A 16,829-nucleotide genomic window follows, 5' to 3' on the forward strand; every position below is an offset into this window, starting at 1 on the left:
CGTATCCCCAAGTCACGGCAAACCATAGTCACTGCCTCAAACAGCGCCAACTCACGCTTTTTTACCGATTGTTACCCCAAACCTGCCGTATTCGCGCCAAGGCTTAACCAAATTACGCCGCGGTTTTGGTCGCTTCCGGCAGTTTGACTGAACACCCAGACACGTAATTAATGATTTAAAATCAGTTGCTTGAATGCGCAATCCGGATATGCGCGGGATAAAAGGAAAGGTCCCGGCAAGCTTGCTGCCGGGACCTTTTTTCGTCTGCCTTATTGTAACAATCCTCAGGTCGCCTGCCGCCGCAGGAAGGCCGGGATATCAAGATGGTCGTCGCCCTGTGGCGCCGGCGCAACAGGCGCGGGACGGCCATGCATATCCAGCCCCTGCGGTGCGGGGCGGCGGGCATACTCTGATACCGGGTCGCTCGATGCGATCTGCTGCGCCACGGTCTTCTGCTGCCGGCGCTCGGGCAGCGGTGGCATCGCAGGACCGGCGGTGCGGGCTGCGACCGGCGGCTCGCTCTCCTCATCACGACGGCCGAGACCGACGTTGGCAAGGCGCTGCAGCAGCGACAGGCGGCTCTTCTGCGGGGTCTCGTCTTCGACCTCGCCGCGGGCCTGGCGAATTTCGGCCTGGGCAGGCATCGGCAGCTCCTCGAGGCGCGGCATCCGCGGTGCACGGACCGGCGCACGCTCGGCCTGCGGCGGGATGAAGTTTTCCGGCGTCATCGGCTCCTGCATCGCGACCGGGGCCATGTCGGGCTCCGGAAACAGCGTCGGCTTCTGCGCGATCGGGCGCACAGTGACGTCGCCATAGGTCTGCATCGGCGCCGGAACCTGCGGGACATCCGCAACGGCGGCAGCGATGGCGGCGAGCGCGGCGCGCTCGACATTCGGACGGGGCGCCATCGGCGCGGTTGCGACCGCGCCGGGAACCTGGCCTTCCAGCTTCTGGGCGCGCTCAGCCATACGCTGATTGTCGGCACGGAGCCGCGCGGTCAGGTCGGCAAGACGGCTCTCGGCGGCGACGGCCGGAGCTGCGGGAGCCTGCTGCGCCTGCGGCGCCGCGTTCGCAACCGGAGCACTGGTGGCCTGGCTGTTGCGGGCGATCGCGGCCTGCTCGATGCCGGTGGCAACGACGGAAACGCGGATCAGGCCGTCGAGCGCTTCGTCGAAGGTGGCGCCGACGATGATGTTGGCGTCCTGGTCGACCTCCTCGCGGATGCGGGTTGCGGCTTCGTCAACCTCGAACAGCGTGAGGTCCTTGCCGCCGGTGATGGAGATGAGAAGACCCTTGGCGCCCTTCATCGAGCTGTCGTCGATCAGCGGGTTGGCGATCGCGGCTTCAGCGGCGGTCAGTGCGCGCTTGTCGCCGGAAGCCTCGCCTGTGCCCATCATCGCCTTGCCCATCTCCTTCATCACCGCTCTCACGTCGGCGAAGTCGAGGTTGATCAGACCTTCCTTGACCATCAGGTCGGTGATGCAGGCAACGCCGGAATAGAGCACCTGGTCGGCCATCGCGAATGCGTCGGCGAAGGTGGTCTTCTCGTTGGCGACCCGGAACAGGTTCTGGTTCGGGATGATCAGGAGCGTATCCACGACCTTGTGCAGCTCGGCGATGCCGGCCTCGGCCGTACGCATGCGGCGGGCGCCCTCGAAATGGAACGGCTTGGTCACGACGCCGACGGTAAGGATGCCCATGTCGCGCGCGATCCGCGCGATGACGGGAGCAGCACCCGTGCCGGTGCCGCCGCCCATGCCGGCGGTGACGAACACCATGTTTGCACCGGAGAGATGGTCGCGCAGCTCGTCCATCACCTCTTCCGCCGCGGTGGCGCCGACGTTCGGCTGCGAACCTGCGCCGAGGCCTTGCGTGACCACCGTGCCCATCTGCACGATGCGCTGCGCCTTCGACATCGTCAGCGCCTGCGCGTCGGTGTTGGCGACCACGAAGTCGACGCCCTGGAGGCCCGCCGTGATCATGTTGTTGACGGCGTTGCCACCGGCGCCGCCGACGCCGAACACGGTGATCCGGGGCTTCAACTCGTGAATATCAGGAACGTTGATGCTGATGGTCATGTTTGCCTCTCGATCACGTGCGCGTGGGTTCGCCCCGGCCGGCGGCCGCGGGAGTTGGTGAAAGTCGGTAATTGCGGAAATGAGTCATCAGAAGCCCTCGCGTAGCCATCGTCCGACCTTTCCGAAATAACCGCCGGTCCCTGTCTTGACCTGCTGCCGCGTGTGCCGCGGTTCGACATGTTCGTGGTGAACATATTGCGGGTAGACGAGAAGGCCGGCCGGCACCGCGAACGCGGCGTTCTTCGCCTCGTTGGGCAGCCGGCCGAAGCCGAGCGGACGTCCGACCCGGACGGGCCGGCCGAGAATCTGGCTGCCGAGCTCGGCGAGGCCTGTCAGCTGCGAGGCGCCCCCCGAGAGCACGACGCGGCCGTTGGGCTCTGAGGCGAAGGGCGAATCCTTCAGCTTGTCCCGAACCATTTCGAAGACTTCCTCGGCACGGTGCTTGACGATGTTGGCGATGGTGGCGCGGGAGACGATCTGCGGCAGATCCTGCTCGTCACCGGCTGTCGGCACAGACATCAGCTCACGCGAGTCCGATCCGCCGGTGATGACGGTCCCGTATAACGTCTTGATTCGCTCGGCATCGGCAATGGTCGCGGAGAGTCCGCGCGCGAGATCCATCGTGATGTGTTGCCCGCCGACCGCAAAACCCGCCGCATGAACGAAACGGCCGCCGGAATAAACGGCAATCGTCGTGGTGCCGGCGCCCATCTCGACGACGGCAGCGCCCAGATCGGCCTCGTCGTCGGTCAGCACCGACAATCCGGCGACATAGGGGCTCGCCGCCATGGCTTCGACATTGATGTGGCAACGTTCCACCGCCAGCATCAGGTTCCGCGCCACGGTGGCGTCGCAGGTGACGACGTTCATGTCGACGCCGAACTGATGGGCAACCATGCCGCGTGGGTCGCGGATGCCCTTGACGCCATCGAGCGTGTAGCCGACCGGCAGCGCATGCAGCACGGTACGGCCTTCGCCGGTGGCGTGACGCATGCCGGTGGAGGTGACGCGGCTGACATCGGCCTGCGTCACGGCGCCACCACGGATGTCGGCGGCGGCCTCGACCAGCTGGCCGGAAAGCCGGCCGCCGGAGACCGAGAGCAGCGCGGACTCGACCCGCACCTTGGCCATTTTTTCCGCGAGCGCGACGGCCTGGCGAACCGCCTGCTCGCATTCGCCGAGATCGATCACCGCGCCGGCCTTCATGCCGCGCGACTGGATCTGGCTGTAGCCGATCAATTCCACCGCATGGGTGCGGCCGCGCAGCGCCTCGCTCGGCGGCGACGGCTTCAGCCGCGCGATCATGCAGGCGATCTTGCTGGTGCCGATGTCGAGGCAGGCGACGAGACCGCCGCGCTTGTGCGGCATCGGGCGCGTCTTCGGCGTCTGGGTGCGATCGAGACCGGTCATGCGGAATCCCCGGCCTTCTTTTTCTTCTTGTCCTTGAACAGCTCCTCGCGCGCCTTGGCGGCGTCCTCGGACAGCTGCACCACCAGGCGATCGGGCAGGCGCATGTCGACGGCGACGATGTCGCGCGAGAACAGCCTGTCCTCCTTGTCGAGCTTGGACAGCATCGCCAGCGCGTTGCCGACGTCCTGTTCCGGCAGACGGATGTCGAGACCGTCCTTGAGCCTCAGGTTCCAGCGGCGCTCGCCGACGAAGATCGCGGCCTTGGTGATCGAATTGACCTGCGGATAACGCGCCAGCAGAGCGAGGAAATCGCGGGCCTGGGTGTCGGCGCCCTTGCCGACCACGAGCGGCAGCGACAGGAAGCGCCGAGACACATAGGGCTCGAGCACGGCGCCGTCATCGGCGATGACAGAGAGCCGGCCGGCTTCCTGCCACAGCGCGAACGCCTTGCGCTCGGTGAGCTCGATCATCAGCTGGCCCGGATAGAGCTTCAGCACGGTCGCATCGGCGATCCACGGATTGGCCTTGAGCTTGTCGCGCACGCCGTCGGCATCGAGGAACAGCAGCGAGGAACGGCCGCTGACGCCGCCGATCGCCAGGATCTCGTCCTGGCTGAGCTGCTTGCGGCCGTTGATCACGACGGAGGTGATCCGGAAGCCGGCGGAATTGGCCAGCGCGTTGCGGGCATCGCTGACCGCGGCGATGAAATCCTGGAGATGGCCGCCCTTGACGATGCCGAAACCGCAGCTTCCGATCAGCAGCAGCACGGTCATTGTGATCCCGACCCGGCGCGGCAGATAGCGCTCGATCACCGCGACCACGCGCGGCGGCGGCTCGCGCTCGACGAGGGCCTTGGCCTTGATCTTGTCCTTGGCGGCCGCGCGCCTCTCGTCACGCCTGTCCTGCAGCCACTCGCGCAGAAGCACGACCGCTCCGACAGCGGCCGCCTTCAGGTCAGCTTGGGGCCTCAGCGATCTGAAAAGCGACCGGGTGAGGCTTCCTGCTCCATCCATTGCACGAGCTCGTCAACAGTTTGCCCGCGACATCGCGCGGGTCCTGGCGAACATGACGTCTCGGTCTTGCCGGGCCGGGTGCTGGTCTTCAGCAGAAGAAGCCTCTCCCCATCAAAGCGTGCGCTGGAGGTGGCATCACACCCACAACAGCCCACGCGCCGGCAGTCAAAACGCCATATGCGCCGCCAGCGTTAACCTTCGGACGTCCTGGTAAACAAAAGGTAAAGTTCGTTAACGCGGAATGCTTTTTGCCCCGCCATGTGAGGCATTTATGCCGCGATGTCCGGCATTTTACCGGTTTTGGACCCCAAAGTGGGCCGTTTCGCCCGTTTGGCCGTTAACCAGTCCTAACTATTTTCGCACGCCCCGCCCGGCGAGCTCGACCAGGCCCCGCAGGAAGTCGACGAACTCGATGCCCTCGGCTTTCAGCGCCTTGGGGTAGAGCGAGGACTTGGTCAGCCCGGGCAGCGTGTTGGTCTCGAGATAAACGAGGCCCCTGTCCGAGACGATGAAGTCCGACCGGGAATAGCCGGTGCAGGACATCGCGCGGTGCGCCAGCATCGCCTGCGCCTTCAGCGCGGCGGTGATCTCGGGTGAAAAGCGCCCGGGGCAGATCTCCTGGGTCGACTTCAGGAGATATTTTGCGGCGTAGTCGAAATTGCCCTCACCCGGAATGATCTCGATCGGCGGCAGCGAGATGATCGAACCATCGGTACGCTCCAGCACGCCGCAGGTCGCCTCGACGCCGGCGATATAGGGCTCGATCACATACTCTTCGTGCTTGGCCGCGTTGCGGACGGCGACGAGATCCTGCTTGGCATTGACGAAGATCAGGCCGTAACTCGAGCCGTCCCTGGCCGGCTTTGCGATCAGCCTGCCGTATTCGGCGAAGGCCTCGTCGATGTTGTCGAGCGCAATGTTTGCCGGCGGCGTCACCCCGCCGAGCGCGGCGAAATGCTTGGCCGCGATCTTGTCGAAGGCCAGATGCGAGGACGCCGAACCCGAGCCGGTGAAGGGTACGCCGCGCGCTTCGCACATCACCTGCAATTCGCCGTTCTCGGCGCGCCCGCCATGCAGGCCGAGCACCAGCACCCGATCCTCGGCCCTGGCCTGATCGAGCGCCTGCTCCAGCGGGATGCCTGATGTTCCGGGCTTGAACTCGTCCTCGAAGGGGCGGGCATGTTCGAGCAGTTGCTTCGACTGAACGGCGTGCACCTTGTCCTCGACGTCCCACCACCACAGATCGGCCTCGGGCAACGCCTGATGCAGGGCCTGGGCCGAGGCGACCGAAACCAGACGCTCGCGGTTGGTGCCGCCGAAGAGGATGGTGATGCGCATGTTCTCTCGTCGCCTGTCCAGGTTAACCGGGAATTCCGATCCGCTTGATTTCCCAGTGTAGCTCAATTCCGGAGTTCGCCTTCACGCGTTCACGCACGGTCTCGCCGAGCGTCTCGATGTCGCGCGCGGTGGCATCGCCAGTGTTAATGAGGAAATTGCAGTGCATCTCGGAAACCTGCGCGCCGCCAACGCGCATACCGCGGCAGCCGGCGGCGTCGACCAGCTTCCAGGCGGAATGGCCGGGCGGATTCTTGAAGGTCGAGCCGCCGGTCTTTTCGCGGATCGGCTGCGCGGTTTCGCGGTGGGTCTGCACCTCCGCCATGCGCGCGCGGATCGCCTCCGTGTCCCTGATCTCGCCGCGAAAGCGCGCGGAAGTGAAGATGATGGAGGGATCGACGCCGCTGTTGCGGTAGACGAATTTCATATCGGCGTTGGAGAAGATTTGCTTCGTGCCGTCGCGCCCGACGCCGCGCGCCTCGATCAGCACGTCCTTGGTCTCCCCGCCATTGGCGCCCGCATTCATCCGCAATGCGCCGCCGATGGTGCCGGGAATGCCGAAGTAGAATTCGAGCCCGCCGATATTGGCGGATGCAGCCACTTCCGCCACGCGCTTGTCGAGCGCGGCAGCGCCGGCGGTGACGACATCGCCGCTCGCGCTCGCCTCGCCGAAGGCGCGCGGCGCCAGGCGGATCACGACGCCCGCAATGCCGCCCACTCGCACGATCAGGTTGGAGCCGACGCCGACGACATAGACGGGAATGTCGGGCGCAAGATGCGCGAGGAAGTAAGCGAGATCGTCCTCGTCCGCCGGCGTGAACAGCACCTGCGCAGGACCACCGACGCGAAACCAGGTCAGTTCGGCGAGCGACTGGTTGGCGAGCAGGCGGCCACGAAGGTCCGGCATCGCGGCTTTGAGATCGGGCGTGATGTCGGGGAATCCCACTGCCCTACCCCAGCGCCTTCAATTCGTCCGGCAGCGCATACGCCCATTGCGTGATGTTACCCGCGCCCAGGCACACGACGAGATCGCCGGACTTCGTCAATCCCTTGACGATGCCCGCGAGCTCCGTCGCGCCCGGCAACGGGACAACCTCGCGATGGCCATGGGCGCGCAGGCCCGTCACGAAATGGTCGCGGTCAATGCCCTCGATCGGCGCTTCGCCCGCGGCATAGACGTCGGCGACGATGACCGCATCGGCGTCGTTGAAGCAGGTGCAGAATTCCTCGAACAGCGATTGCAGGCGGGTGTAGCGATGCGGCTGCACCACGGCAATCACCTTGCCGGTGTAGGAATCGCGCGCCGCCTTGAGCACCGCTGCGATCTCGACGGGGTGATGACCGTAATCGTCGATCACGGTGACGCCGTTCCATTCGCCGGTCTTGGTGAAGCGGCGCTTGACGCCGCCGAAGCCGGCGATCGCCTTGCGGATCGCGTCGTCGGAGACGCCGAGCTCGCGCGCGACCGCGATCGCCGCCGTCGCGTTGGAGGCGTTGTGGCGGCCCGGCATCGGCAGCATGAGATCGGCGATCTCGTGCACGGCACCGGTCTTGCGATCGCGGAACGCGACTTTGAACTTGGAGCCACCGCCCATCGGGGTGAGATCGACGAGCCGCACATCGGCCTGCGGATTTTCGCCGTAAGTGATGATACGGCGATCCTCGATCCTGCCGACGAGACTCTGCACGACCGGGTGATCGATGCACATCACGGCGAAGCCGTAGAACGGCAAATTCTCGACGAAATGGCGGAAGGCGTCCTGCACGGCCTCGAAGGTCTTGAAATGATCGAGATGCTCGGGATCGACATTGGTGACGATCGCGACATCGGTCGGCAGCTTCAGGAACGTGCCGTCGCTCTCGTCGGCTTCGACCACCATCCAATCGCCGGCCCCGAGGCGGGCGTTGGAGCCGTAGGCATTGATGATGCCGCCGTTGATCACCGTAGGATCGAGCCCGCCGGCATCGAGCAGCGTTGCAACCATCGTGGTCGTCGTGGTCTTGCCGTGGGTGCCGGCAATCGCGACGCAGCTCTTCAGCCGCATCAGCTCGGCCAGCATCTCGGCGCGGCGCACCACGGGGATGCGCCGTTCGCGCGCCGCCATCAGTTCCGGATTGTCGCGTTTGATCGCGGTGGAGACCACGACGACCTCGGCGCCGTCGACATTCTCGGCCTTGTGGCCGACCGACACCTTGGCGCCCTTCTTGCGGAGGCGGTCGAGATTGTAATTGTCGGAGGCGTCCGAGCCCTGCACGGCATAGCCGAGATTGACCAGCACCTCGGCGATGCCGCTCATGCCGATCCCGCCGATCCCGACGAAGTGGATGGGTCCGATCTCGCGCGGCAGTCTCATGGCTTATCCCGTGGTTCCGTCGTCATGGCCGGGCTTGTCCCGGCCACACGAATCCCAAGCTACTTCATGCAAGACGTGGATGGCCGGAACAAGCCCGGCCATGACGGCAAAAATACGAAAATCGGTCCGCTTCGGCTCAGATTCCCGCGACTTTGGCCACGAGATCAGCCAGCCGGTCGGCGGCGTCGAGCCGACCTGCCCCCTTCGCGGCTGCGGCCATGGCGGCGAGGCGCGCGGGCTCGACGGCGAAGGCGGAAATTTCGGAGGCCAGCCGGTCGGAGCTGAACTCGGTCTGCGGGATGCGGATCGCGCCGTCGACCTTGACCAGCACACCGGCATTGGCGAACTGGTCCTGGTCGATCGAGCCGGGCAGCGGCACCAGGATCGAGGGCCGGCCGATCGCCGCGAGCTCGGCGACAGTGCCGGCGCCGGAGCGCGATACCACGAGATGGTTGGAGGCGAGCCGCGCCGGCAAATCGGTGAAGAACGGCGCCAGCTCCACCTTGATCTTGAGCCTGTCGTAGACCGCACGCACGCGCGCCGTGTCCTCGTCGCGAACCTGCTGGGTGAGGATCAGACGGCTCCACAGCGCAGGCTCGAGCCGCTCGATCGCGCCCGGCACGATGTCGGCCATGATGCGCGCGCCCTGGCTTCCGCCAACGACGAGCAGGCGCAGCGGACCGTTCACCTCGGGCGCGGCATATGGCACGGCAGCCGCGGCGAGTACCGCCGGGCGCATCGGTGTGCCGACCGTCGTTGTCTTTCCAGAAAGTGCGGGATCGCGATCGAGCACGCCGGGCAAGGACGTCGCGATGGCGCGCACGCGGCTCGACAGGAACCGGTTGGCGCGGCCGAGCACGGCATTGGCGTCGTGGATGATGCCGGGCACGCCGGCGAATTTGGCCGCGACCAGCGGCGGTAGGGTCGGATAGCCGCCAAAGCCGACGACGGCGACGGGCTTCAACCGCTTGATCAGCTTATAGGCCGAGAGCGTACCGGCGGCGAGCGTGAGGCCGGCATAGGCGAGCTGGAGCGGATTGCGGCCCCGCGCGGTCTCGCTCGCGACGACGTCGATCATATCCTTGGTGAACAGCCCGCTATAGCGCAGCGCGCGCTCATCCGTAACGAGGCGGACGCGAAAGCCGCGCCGGATCAGCTCGACGCCGAGTGCCTCAGCCGGAAACAAATGCCCGCCGGTGCCGCCCGCGGCGAGAAGAATCAGGGGGGGAGTGTCCATAATTGTCCTTTTACAGGGCTCCTGTCGTCAATGCGAGCCGGCTACACCGTGCTTGTGCCCCGGGCGCAGCGCAGTACGTCGCACTTCGCGGCGTGGTGCGCTGCTGAACCGGGGCTCATCATTGCGGCATTCTGGGTCCCGGCTCTGCGCTCCGCTTCGCGGAGCTTGTCCGGGACACGCGCGGCTAGGCGTAACTCCGCATCGCGTCGGCATGGCCGCTGGCCTCGACCTCGGTGCGCGGGCGCAGCCGTGTCAGCGCGAGCATCATACCGACGCCATAGGCGAGCGACACGATCGAGGAGCCACCATAGGAGATGAACGGTAGCGTCATGCCCTTGGCGGGGATCAACTGGAGGTTGACCGACATGTTGATCGCGGCCTGCACCCCGAACAGGATCGCAAGGCCCGAGGCCGCAAAGCGTGAGAACATGTCCTCAGTGGCATAAGCGCGCGACAGCGTGCGGATCACGACGAAGGCGAACAGCGCCAGCATCGCCAGGCACAGGATGATGCCGAACTCTTCGGCGGCGACCGCAAACACGAAGTCGGTGTGGCTGTCAGGCAGGCTGCGCTTGGCAATGCCCTCGCCCGGCCCGAGGCCGAACCAGCCGCCGTTGTAGAAGGCCTCCATGGCGGTATCGACCTGGAAGGTGTCGCCCGAGGCCGGGTTCATGAAGCGCTTGATGCGTCCCGCCACGTGCGGGACGAACAGATAAGCGCTGAACAGGCCGGCCGCGCCGAGACCTGCGAGCCCAAATACCCAGATCATGCGCATGCCTGCGATGAAGAACAGCGAGCCCCACACCATCAGGATCAGCATGGTCTGGCCGAAGTCCGGCTCCATCACAAGCAGCGCGACCAGCATCAGCAGCAGCACCAGCGCCATCGTGGTCGCCGGCATCTCCGGCCGCTTGGTCGATTCCGCGAACAGCCAGGCGGCGATGACGACGAAGGACGGTTTTGCGATCTCGGAAGCCTGGATGTTGACGCCGAGCAGCGTGATCCAGCGCCGCGAGCCCTTCACTTCAGGACCGATCGCGAGCGTCAGCACGATCAGGATGATGCTCGCCGCAAAGATGATCAGGGCCGAGCGGCGGATCGCGCGCGGCGACAGGAAGGAGACTCCGAGCAGCACCAGGCACGAGGGGAGCAGGAACATCACGTGGCGGTTGAAGAAGTGGAAGGGATCGAGCCCGATCCGGGTCGCAACCGGCGGGCTCGCCGCGAGCGACAAAATCACCCCGGTCAGCATCAGCGCCAGGATGGCGCCCATCAGCGGCTTGTCGACGGTCCACCACCACTCGGAAAAGGGGGTACGTTCTTCACGGGAGAGCATGGGCGACCGCTTTCGGATAGAGGTCCGTTCATTGGTCGCCGAGGTTGGTTACCGCTGGGTTAATAGCTTGTTCAAGTTTCGAAGAGTCTCGTGCCCCGGACGCAGCGCAGCGCCCTTTGCGGTGCGCTGCGTCCGGGGCCCAGCAGCTTCCGGGGCCCCGGCTCTGCGCAGCAGCGTTGCACGCTGCGCGTCCGGGACACGAGAACCTATTCGTAGCTGATCGTGACATCCCCAACGCGTGCGTCGCGCTTGTAGACTTGGTCTGGCCCGGGAATGAAACCGATCCTGACCGCCCGCTCGCTACTCCAGACGACGACGGGATCGAGGTGCCCGCGCACGCTGAGAAAGGTCGGCGTGCTCTCAGGCGAAAACGTCCGGCCGCGCGCCACGATGCTGGCTTGCGTGCTGTCGGGTACCGCCGCTCCGCACGACTTCCAGACCACGACGACCAACTGGCTACCGTTTGGCGAGGCGAAGGCGCGCTGTCGAACGACGCGGCATGCACCGGATTGGTGCATGACGCTGTCGATGAGGACGACGCCGAGGAAACCGATCGGAACAGCAAGAGCAGCGACGGCAATTCCAATCCAGCGTCGCCGCGACATTCTCACACCACCGGCTTCACGCCCGGCAGCGCCTGCACCAGCTCGCGGAACTTGGTGCCGCGGATTTCGAAGTTGCGGTATTGGTCGAAGGAGGCGCAGGCCGGCGACAACAGCACAACTGCGTCGGTCAGGCCCGAGGCTTCCGCATCGCGCGCGGCATGCTCGACGGCGACGTCGAGGGTTTGGCTGATCTCATGCGCCACCGTGCCGAGCGTTCCCGAAAACTCCTGCGCGGCCTCGCCGATCAGATAGGCTTTCCGGATGCGCGGGAAGAAGCCGGTCAGGCCAGTGATGCCGCCGGCCTTCGGCTTGCCACCGACGATCCAGAAGATGTCGGCAAAGGACGACAGCGCATGCGCGGTAGCGTCGGCGTTGGTGCCCTTGGAATCGTTGACGAACAGCACGTTGCCGCGGCGGCCGACCTGCTCCATGCGGTGGGCAAGGCCCGGAAAGCTGCGCAGGCCGTTCTGCAGCACATCGAGGCCGATGCCGAGCGCGAGTGCAGCTGCGGCGGCGCAGGCCGCGTTCTGCGCGTTGTGCTGGCCGCGCAGCGAACCGATGCCGCCGAGCGCTGCAATATCGTTGCGGGCGCCGCCCGAGGTGCGCACGATATTGCCGTGCTCGACATGGATGCCTGACGCGAGCGGGTTCTTGACGGAGATGCGCACCACGGTCTTGCCGGCGCGGTCGAGCCGGTCGGCGATGTCGCGGCAAAAGCCGTCGTCGACGCCGACGATCGCGGTGCCGCCGTCCTGCACGCCGGCAACCAGGCGCTCCTTCACCGCGGCATAGTGCTCAATGGTGCCGTGGCGATCGATGTGGTCCTCGCTGACGTTCAGCAGAATGCCGACGGAGGGATCTAGCGAAGGCGTGAGGTCGATCTGGTAGGACGACATCTCGATGACGTGGACGCGGCCCATGCGCGGCGGCTCCAGCGACAGGATCGCGGTGCCGATATTGCCGCCCATCTGGGTATTGTAGCCCGCGAACCTGGTCAGATGCGCGATCAGCGCCGTCGTGGTCGATTTGCCGTTAGTGCCGGTGATGGCGACGAACGGCGCGTTCGGTGCGTGGCGGCGGCGCTCACGGCAGAACAGCTCGATGTCGCCGATCACCTCGACGCCTGCCTCGCGCGCCTTCAGCACGCTCCAGTGCGGCACCGGATGGGTGAGCGGCACGCCGGGCGCGAGCACGAGGGCTGCAAAATTCGTCCAGGACACATTGCGCAGATCGGCGGTGATGAAGCCGGCCTGCGCGGCCTTGGCGACATTCTCCGCATTGTCGTCCGCGGCGATCACCTCGGCACCACCGGCCTTCAGCGCGTGACAGGAGGCAAGCCCCGAGCCGCCGAGGCCGAACACCGCGACGGTCTTGCCGGCAAAGGACGTGACGGGAATCATCGAGGGATCACCGCAGCTTCAGCGTGGACAGGCCGGCGAGGGCCAGCATCACCGAGATGATCCAGAAGCGGATCACGATCTGCGGCTCGGTCCAGCCGAGCTGCTCGAAATGGTGGTGGATCGGCGCCATCCGGAAGATCCGCTTGCCGGTGAGCTTGAACGATACCACCTGCACGATGACGGAAACCGCCTCCAGCACGAACAGGCCGCCGATCACCGCGAGCACGATCTCGTGCTTCACCGCGACCGCGATGGCGCCCAGCATGCCGCCGAGCGCGAGCGAGCCGGTGTCGCCCATGAAGATCGAGGCCGGCGGCGCGTTGAACCAGAGGAAGCCGAGGCCGGCGCCCAACAGCGCGCCGCAGAGCACCGCGAGCTCGCCGGTGCCGGCGACATATTTGATCTGCAGGTATTCGGCGAACACCGCGTTGCCGGCGAGATAGGCGATCATCGCGAAGCTCGCGGTCGCGATCATCACGGGAACGATGGCGAGGCCGTCGAGACCGTCGGTGAGGTTCACCGCGTTGCCGGAGCCGACGATGACGAAGGCGCCGAAGATGACGAAGAACCAGCCGAAATGCAGCACGGTGTCCTTCAGGAAGGGAATCGTCAGCGCGGTCGATGCGGGATCGCGGTTCAACCGCACCAGAGCGTAGCACGCCACCAGCGCTATCGCCGCCTCGATCAGCAGGCGCAGCTTGCTGCCGAAGCCGGTCGTGGTCTGCTTGGTCACTTTGAGGTAGTCGTCATAGAAGCCGACGAAGCCGAAGCCGAGCGTCACCGCCAGCACGATCCAGACATAGGGATTGAGCGGATTGGCCCACAGCACCGTGCCGACCGTGAGGCCGGACAGGATCATCAGCCCGCCCATCGTGGGCGTGCCCTTCTTGGCGAGATGCGATTGCGGACCGTCGGCCCGGATCGGCTGGCCCTTGCCCTGGCGGATGCGTAAGTGATCAATGATCCAGGGCCCGAACAGGAACACGAACAGCGCGCCGGTGACGACGGCGCCACCGGTGCGGAAGGTGATGTAGCGGAACACGTTCAAGAAGGTGCGAACGGCACCGAGGCCCGAAAATGTGTTGGAAAGGTCGATCAGCCAGTAAAACATTCAGACGGGTCCTATCGCGCGACCTCTGGGAAACCGGACGGCAGCGCGCCGCAAAGGGTGGGATTCGGGAACGGCGCCTTCCAAGCAGTTTACGCCTTTGCCTGCAAGGCGGCCATCAGGCCCGGCACAAACTTGTTGACCCAGAACATCTTCTTGCTGCCCTTGACAACTACGACGTCGCCTGCCTTCAGCAGGTTCGCGACCTCACTCGGCTTCAGCGTGGCGGGATCGTCGTGCCAGCCGAGACCCTTGCCGGCCGGGAGCACGTCATAGAGGTGGCGCATCAGAGGGCCGACGCAGTAGACGCCGTCGATCCCGTCGAGATGCCCGGTGAGGCCGGTGTGATAGTCCGGCGCGTCATCGCCCAGCTCCAGCATGTCGCCGAGCACCGCAATGCGGCGGCCGCCGCTCATATGACGCGCCTGCAGGCTTTGCAGGGCAGCGGCCACGCTGGCCGGATTGCCGTTGAAGCTGTCGTCGATGACGGTGATACCGCCGATCGCCTGCTCGACCCCGCGGCCGGTCATGATGCCGACCCGCTCGAGCTTGATTGCGAGCGTCGATGCATCGAGGTTCGCCGCACGGACGGCGGCAAGCGCCGCCAGCGCATTCTGCACGCGGTGCGGCGCGCCCGGCGTCAGGCTGAAGGCGATCTGCTTCTTGCCGATCATGGCCACGACCTGCCAGCTCTCGCCATGCGGCGCGTGCGTGACCTCGTGCACCTCGGCATGCTCGCCGAAGCGCACCACCTTGCCCTTCCATTCGGATGCCTTCAGCCCGGCTGGCAGCACCAGCACGCCATGCTCGGGCAGGCCGAGCGCGATCGACACCTTCTCGCGGCGGATGGCTTCGAGCGAGCCGAGCTTTTCCAGATGCACGGGCTGGACGTTGACGACGAGCGCGACCGTGGGCCGGGTCAATTCGCTCAGCCGCGCGATCTCGCCCTTCTGGTTCATGCCCATCTCGACGACCCAGAGGCTGGCATCCGGCCGCGCATTGCACAGCGTCAGCGGCACGCCCCAGAAATTGTTGAAGCTGGACGGGCTCGCATAGGCGTTCGGATAGGCCGCCAGGAATTCCTTGGTGCTGGTCTTGCCCGCGCTGCCGGTGAGCCCGATCACCGGTCCGTGGAAGCGGGCGCGGGCGGCGCGGGCGAGGCCCCAGAGGCCGTCGATCAGCGTGTCCTTGACGACGATCTGCGGAATCCGGATGCCCGCGATCTCGTGCGGCACGATCATCGCGACCGCGCCCGAGGCTTCCGCTATGTCCGCGAACTCCCAGCCGTCGCGCGCGCTGGCGAAGGCCGAGACGAAGCCGCCGCTCGGCGTGCCGCTCAGCGCCACGAACAGGCTGCCCGGTTTCACCAGGCGGCTGTCCTGGGTGACGAAATCGATCGGGGTGTCCGGGAACGTCCCCTCCGCGCCCAGCGCGCGCGCCACTTCGGCAACCGTCCATATCGGCGCGCTCATGCAACCCCCGACGCTAATGCGGCGGCGACCGCCTCGTGATCACTGAACGACAGAACCTCTCCGCCGACGATCTGCCCGGTCTCGTGTCCCTTGCCGGCGACGAGCAGTGCATCGCCTTCCTGAAGTTCCCCGATCGCGGTTCGGATTGCCGCGGCACGGTCGCCGATCTCGCGGGCGCCCTTTGCGGTTGCGAGGATTTCGGCGCGAATGGTTTCGGGCTTCTCGCTGCGCGGATTGTCGTCGGTGATGATGACGCGATCGGCGTTCTCGGCCGCGATCTCGCCCATGATCGGACGCTTGCCGGCATCGCGGTCGCCACCGGCGCCAAACACGACGACCAGCTTTCGTTTCGCGTAGGGCCGGAGTGCCTGCAGCGCCTTCGCGAGCGCATCGGGCTTGTGCGCATAGTCGACGAAGATCGGCGCGCCGTTGCGCTCGCCGACGCGCTCGAGCCGGCCCTTGGCGCCTTCGAGATGTTCGAGGCTCGCAAACACGTTGGCCGCATCGCTGCCGGTGCCGATCGCAAGGCCGGCCGACACCAGCGCGTTCTCGATCTGGAACTCGCCGACCAGCGGCAGCCGGACGGCGTAGGCCCTGTCGCGATGTACGAGCGAAAGCTCTTGCGAGAAGCCTGAGACCTCGGCATTGACGAGGCAGATGCCTTCGCCTGCCCCGTCGCCGTGACGGCCGACCGCCATCACGTGCAGGCCGCGCCTGGTTGCGGCATCGATCGCCTCCGCCGAGCAGTCATGATCGGCCGAGATCACTGCCGCGCCGCCCGGGGGCACGAGCTCGCGGAACAGGCGGAGTTTCGCCGCAAGATAATGCGCGACGGTCGGATGATAATCCATGTGGTCGCGCGAGAGATTGGTGAAGCCGCCGGCGGAGACGCGCACGCCGTCGAGGCGATACTGATCGAGCCCGTGCGACGATGCTTCGAAGGCGAGATGGGTCACCCCGTCGCGCGCGATCTCATCCAACTGTCGATGCAGTGCGATCGGATCCGGCGTCGTCAGTGAGCCATAGACTGTACGTTTGGGCGAGACGAGGCCGATGGTGCCGATGCTGGCGGAGGCATGGCCCAGCCGCTCCCAGATCTGACGCGTAAACGCCGCGACCGAGGTCTTGCCGCTGGTGCCGGTCACCGCGGTGATGGTCGCCGGCTGCGACGGGAAGAATCTCGCCGCGGCGAGCGCCAGCGCGCGGCGCGGATTGGCGACGGTGATGAACGGCACCTTGCTGCCGGTCGGCGCATGGTCACCGACGACAGCCACGGCGCCTGCGGCCACCGCGGCATCGATGAAGCGCGCCCCGTCGGTCTTGCTGCCCGCGAGTGCGAAGAAGAGATCGCCGGCCTTGACCACGCGGCTGTCGAGCGCAAGGCCCGTCGCCTCGAGCGCCGCAATTGCGGGCTCGATCGCGGCGTCATGGCCTAAGAGGTCGCGCAGCTTCATGGACTTCCAGTCGCCGTACCGGAGAGC

Annotated in this window: 13 protein-coding genes; all 13 read right to left on the minus strand. The window is 66.1% G+C overall.

All coding sequences use genetic code 11. From position 1 onward, the window contains the following. Positions 1 to 284 precede the first annotated feature (284 nt). A complete protein-coding gene (gene ftsZ, locus IVB24_RS32370; RefSeq protein ID WP_094977349.1) occupies positions 285 to 2,078 on the minus strand; it encodes a cell division protein FtsZ in 1,794 nt (597 codons plus the stop codon). A gap of 87 nt (positions 2,079 to 2,165) precedes the next feature. Beyond that, complete coding sequence (ftsA, locus tag IVB24_RS32375; protein ID WP_094977348.1) at positions 2,166 to 3,488, minus strand: cell division protein FtsA; 1,323 nt, start codon at positions 3,486 to 3,488, stop codon at positions 2,166 to 2,168. After that, positions 3,485 to 4,501 carry a cell division protein FtsQ/DivIB gene (locus IVB24_RS32380; RefSeq protein WP_247770437.1) on the minus strand — a complete coding sequence of 339 codons (1,017 nt, stop codon included), beginning with the start codon at positions 4,499 to 4,501 and terminating at the stop codon, positions 3,485 to 3,487. Before IVB24_RS32380 ends, ftsA begins: the two co-directional genes overlap by 4 nt. A gap of 351 nt (positions 4,502 to 4,852) precedes the next feature. Beyond that, positions 4,853 to 5,839 carry a D-alanine--D-alanine ligase gene (locus tag IVB24_RS32385; protein WP_166468385.1) on the minus strand — a complete coding sequence of 329 codons (987 nt, stop codon included), beginning with the start codon at positions 5,837 to 5,839 and terminating at the stop codon, positions 4,853 to 4,855. Between the two features lie 22 nt (positions 5,840 to 5,861). Then, positions 5,862 to 6,782, minus strand: coding sequence for a UDP-N-acetylmuramate dehydrogenase (murB, locus tag IVB24_RS32390; RefSeq protein WP_247770438.1), 921 nt, complete (start codon positions 6,780 to 6,782; stop codon positions 5,862 to 5,864). Between the two features lie 4 nt (positions 6,783 to 6,786). Then, a complete protein-coding gene (murC, locus tag IVB24_RS32395; protein WP_247770439.1) occupies positions 6,787 to 8,190 on the minus strand; it encodes a UDP-N-acetylmuramate--L-alanine ligase in 1,404 nt (467 codons plus the stop codon). A gap of 136 nt (positions 8,191 to 8,326) precedes the next feature. Beyond that, positions 8,327 to 9,430: an undecaprenyldiphospho-muramoylpentapeptide beta-N-acetylglucosaminyltransferase gene (gene murG, locus IVB24_RS32400; RefSeq protein WP_247774221.1), complete on the minus strand. Its 1,104-nt coding sequence runs from the start codon at positions 9,428 to 9,430 to the stop codon at positions 8,327 to 8,329. Between the two features lie 181 nt (positions 9,431 to 9,611). Continuing rightward, positions 9,612 to 10,763 carry a putative lipid II flippase FtsW gene (ftsW, locus tag IVB24_RS32405; protein ID WP_140480873.1) on the minus strand — a complete coding sequence of 384 codons (1,152 nt, stop codon included), beginning with the start codon at positions 10,761 to 10,763 and terminating at the stop codon, positions 9,612 to 9,614. Positions 10,764 to 10,969: 206 nt separating this feature from the next. Further along, positions 10,970 to 11,368: a hypothetical protein gene (locus tag IVB24_RS32410; protein ID WP_247770440.1), complete on the minus strand. Its 399-nt coding sequence runs from the start codon at positions 11,366 to 11,368 to the stop codon at positions 10,970 to 10,972. Positions 11,369 to 11,370: 2 nt separating this feature from the next. Beyond that, positions 11,371 to 12,768 carry a UDP-N-acetylmuramoyl-L-alanine--D-glutamate ligase gene (murD, locus tag IVB24_RS32415; protein WP_247770441.1) on the minus strand — a complete coding sequence of 466 codons (1,398 nt, stop codon included), beginning with the start codon at positions 12,766 to 12,768 and terminating at the stop codon, positions 11,371 to 11,373. Positions 12,769 to 12,775: 7 nt separating this feature from the next. After that, positions 12,776 to 13,879, minus strand: a complete 1,104-nt coding sequence (gene mraY / locus IVB24_RS32420) for a phospho-N-acetylmuramoyl-pentapeptide-transferase (protein WP_094893878.1) — start codon at positions 13,877 to 13,879, stop codon at positions 12,776 to 12,778. 89 nt (positions 13,880 to 13,968) lie between these two features. Beyond that, positions 13,969 to 15,348, minus strand: a complete 1,380-nt coding sequence (murF, locus tag IVB24_RS32425) for a UDP-N-acetylmuramoyl-tripeptide--D-alanyl-D-alanine ligase (RefSeq protein ID WP_247770442.1) — start codon at positions 15,346 to 15,348, stop codon at positions 13,969 to 13,971. Continuing rightward, the gene (locus IVB24_RS32430) at positions 15,345 to 16,802 is read right to left on the minus strand and encodes a UDP-N-acetylmuramoyl-L-alanyl-D-glutamate--2,6-diaminopimelate ligase (protein ID WP_247770443.1); all 1,458 of its coding nucleotides are present in this window, start codon (positions 16,800 to 16,802) and stop codon (positions 15,345 to 15,347) included. The genes murF and IVB24_RS32430 overlap by 4 nt, the downstream gene beginning before the upstream one ends. Between the last annotated feature and the right edge of the window lie 27 nt (positions 16,803 to 16,829).

Source organism: Bradyrhizobium sp. 192, from assembly GCF_023100965.1.
Lineage (GTDB): Bacteria > Pseudomonadota > Alphaproteobacteria > Rhizobiales > Xanthobacteraceae > Bradyrhizobium > Bradyrhizobium symbiodeficiens.